Source organism: Myxacorys sp., assembly GCF_059501405.1.
Genome location: NZ_JCACCM010000030.1, coordinates 1 through 3,596, shown reverse-complemented (window position 1 = coordinate 3,596; position 3,596 = coordinate 1). Strand labels below are relative to the sequence as shown.

The window sequence follows — 3,596 nt, the reverse complement described above, 5'->3', positions numbered from 1 at the left end:
TGAATTTGGACGGGCGGTTTGACTGATGAATCCCCATGTCTAGAACACGACCATCGTTGGCACAGTTGTTCTCGGTAGCGTTTTGCACTCAGTTCATATTGCTCGGGATTAGAGTGTCCTCGAATCGGTTCGAATGCGGGTAGAAATCGTTGGGCTTGTCTGAACAATTTGAATCGTCGCATTCGCCTTTCTTTGACTCTTGTCGGTTGAGATGCTGTCGATGCTCTACCTGCTTCATTACCTGTTTCTTTGCTGCCTCATAACTCTTGAGCTTGTCGGTGACGATCCTTTGGAGCTTCGCTTTGCGAATCACCCGTGGCACGAACCCTTGTTTCTTAAGGAGTTTGCGAAAAAAACGCTTCGCTGCATCCGTATCTCAATGTCGTTGCAGCAGGACATCCAGCACGGTTCCTGCTAAGTCCACCGCTTGCCACAAATAATATGGCTGCCCTACCTGCTACTTTCACAACTATCATCGGATTGCCATTGAACCGGAGGCAAGCAGGCTGAAACATAAATTCAGCAGAACACCCAACCTTGATCGATCTGGGGCCAGGTACTTTGCCGATAATCCAATTCAGGCGTGTTCGCAAATTGCGAGACTGTCAGGGTCTCCCCGTCTCGAACCCATCCTACCTGGTGTGCATGTTGTTAGGTTCGGCTAAAATCGGGACTTCTCCTGGCATAGCCACTGCTGTTGGGGATTAGCGATAACAGTTGATCTGCTGAATTAGCTGCTGCCGGATCGTTAAATTCTGCACCGTTTGAGCAATCTGCTGTGCTTGCGAAACTTGAGAAATCTGGGCGTATCTCAAAGCGATCGCCATCAAGAAACTCCCCCGATCTTCTTCATCCTCAACGACCAGTGAATTCTCACCACCCCGTATCGTGATCGTTCGTGACTCATTACCTGGAATGGTACGAGCAACTTGTAATGCCTGGTTTAACACATTCGTTGCCTGGGTTGATTCACCCAACTGGATATAGCGATCGACAAGAGCTAAGAACCAGCGAGTTTTGGAAGCAGGATTATCCAATCGATTGAGAACAGTGAGTATCGTTGTGAAATCCCCTGCATTGATTGCTTTTTCCATCACCTCATTTAGCTTTGCAAGTCGCTCAGAAGAGTCTGGAATTGCCTCCGCAACTTGAATGGCAGCTTGATACCGATTGGCAAAAGTTAATTGTTCAGCAAGGGTTCTCAGGATGTAGGAACGACTGGAGATGTCTTTGATCACTTGTGTCACTGTAATGGTCTGGTTGAATAATTCTGTAGCTTGCTTTGGCTGCCCTGCGGTCAGGTAAGCTTGGGCGATCGCTCCTAGCGTTCCGCTTTTGGTGTTAGCGTCGTCAATCTGATTTGCGAGTTGGATTGCTTGATTGAATAAGGTAGCCGATCGCTCAGTTTGTCCAGACAGGTTTGCTTGTGCTGCAATAACAGCTAACATACGCGGCTGAAAGCTGGGATCAGGGTCCTCTTGCTGAGCAATTTCTAATGCTCGATCCAATGCGTCCGTCCGTACCAATTCTCGTAAAATGGGAGAAAGCAAGCGTTCACGCCAACTGGCAAAACTGGTTGGAATTTGCTCTGTAATCTGCAAAGCAGCATCATAACGGTTCGCAGCAATTGCGCGTTCTGCGATTTGGGTTTGTACTTCAACGCGATCGATCGGGACTTCTGCTTGTGGTTGAATCGTTTGGGTAATTCGCAGCGCATAGTCATAGCGTCCGCTTTGAGTCGCTTGATCGATTAGTTTTTGTCTTGCCGTGTTGCGGTTACTTTCTTCGGAAATCGATCCTAATACTTTGATCGCCTGCTTTAAACGAGTTTCAGCCCGATCATCCTGACCGGCTTTGGCATAGGAAAGTGCGATCGCACCCAAGACTGGAGCTTGCACAGCAGGATCAGCGATCACTCGAATCGTTTCATCTGCCGTTGCCACCAATCCACCTGCTTCAACATAGCGCATTGCCGCATACGCCATCACTTCGTTGGCGCTCTGCATCGATCGCGCCATTGCAACGGCCTCTGCATAAAGCTGATTGGCTCGTTGTGGCTGTTGAGCCGTTAATCGTCCCGCGATTGCTGCTAGAGCAGTTGCTTTTTGATCAGATTGTCGAACAGTTTGCAGTACGTCTAGCGCGCGATCGAACTGCCCCGTTTCACCATATTTGTTTGCGATCGCTAGCATCGCAATAAAGCGGGAATTGGGTTCCTGAATTAATCGGGCGATTGATAGGGCACTCTCGAGATCAGCAATTTGTATGTAGAGGCCGACAATACGGGCGAAGGCTCCAGCTTGACGGTAAGGATTAGAATGGCTGATTGCTTGGGCAAGTTGCAGCAATTGGGTCAGAATGGAGGCTGCAACATCAGGCTGTCCTGCCCGAACGTAAGCTTCTGCAATATTGCTCAATGCGATTGTCTTAAGCTCTGCCCCTTGAATCGTGTTGCTGGCAGCAACAGCCTCTCCAAGAATGCTCATGCTGCGATGGGTCTGTCCTAACTGGCTGAAGTAATTGGCGATCGCGATGAAGGTACGGGTTTTAGATGCACTGTAGCTAGTGCTTACCGTTCGAGTCACTTCGATTGCTAGGTTCAGCACTGCCTCAGGTGCTTGTGGACGGTGCATCGGTACAGCTTGAACTAATCGCTCTAACGGACTGGTATAGGCGACATTCGCGCCCATACTCCCAATCAGTCTTTCTAACCAATCGATCTTGGCAGAGGAATTTGGCATCGCTTGGATTCGCTGAAGCACCCGAACGAGCAATTGGGAAGCACGGTCAACCTGTCCATTGGCGATTGCCTGCTCTGCCTGCCCAAAGATGGCATTTAACAGTGCGCCTTCGGTTTGCTGTCGTTCTGTCTGGCAGTTCAGGGCCGATGAGGTGCGGGCAGCTTGCGCCAGGATGGATGGAGCGGCATCTTCAGAGTGTGCTGCTACAGGGAACTGCGAAGCAAGCGAAACGCTCAGACACAAGAGCGCACTCATTCTTCCTAAAATGTCGGCTTTGAATTGAACCACGGTTTTATGATCGTCGGTAGATTGGGAAGACATGAAAGAAGACGTTATTGCATCGATACTAGGTTTCGCCCATTCACAAAACATTAAGGAGTAAGCTGCCAAACGCGAATGATGTCACCCTCTTCATCGGTGTTGAGGAAAAATCGACCATCGGGGCTAAAGCGCAAAAGTTGACGACTGAGAGAGTTGGCAGGTAGGTTATGCAGCAATCGGTTGGTGTTGAGGTTCCACAAACGAATGTGGTTGTAGTAACCGATCGCTAGCACTCGACCATCGGGACTCATGGCGATCGAGCCAGGTGAAATCCCTCGAAATAAGGTGCGGTTGAGCCGTCCCGTTCTGGCATTCCATTGTTTAACAGAACCATCACCGTAAGCGACAATGAGGGATTCAGCATTAGGCGTTAGGGCGATCGCCACGGCTCCAACGGTAGAACCAGTGGGTAGAGTCATGACCACTTGCCCGGTGCGAAGATTCCAAACTCTACCCGTCCCATTCATGCTGGCAGATGCTAGTGCAACTTTAGGAAACCTGTTTTGTCAGTGGGTCGAGTAAGGGACAATCGAA

Annotated in this window: 3 protein-coding genes; all 3 read right to left on the bottom strand. The window is 49.7% G+C overall.

Translation table 11 applies throughout. The features are described from left to right. Positions 1–182: hypothetical protein (locus tag AC5I6P_RS02890; protein ID WP_495692258.1), on the bottom strand; the 182-nt coding region annotated here is incomplete at its 3' end. Positions 183–704: 522 nt separating this feature from the next. Beyond that, positions 705–3,062, bottom strand: a complete 2,358-nt coding sequence (locus tag AC5I6P_RS02885; RefSeq protein WP_495692257.1) for a tetratricopeptide repeat protein — start codon at positions 3,060–3,062, stop codon at positions 705–707. Between the two features lie 50 nt (positions 3,063–3,112). Continuing rightward, positions 3,113–3,529 carry a WD40 repeat domain-containing protein gene (locus tag AC5I6P_RS02880; RefSeq protein ID WP_495692256.1) on the bottom strand — a complete coding sequence of 139 codons (417 nt, stop codon included), beginning with the start codon at positions 3,527–3,529 and terminating at the stop codon, positions 3,113–3,115. Positions 3,530–3,596 lie beyond the last annotated feature (67 nt).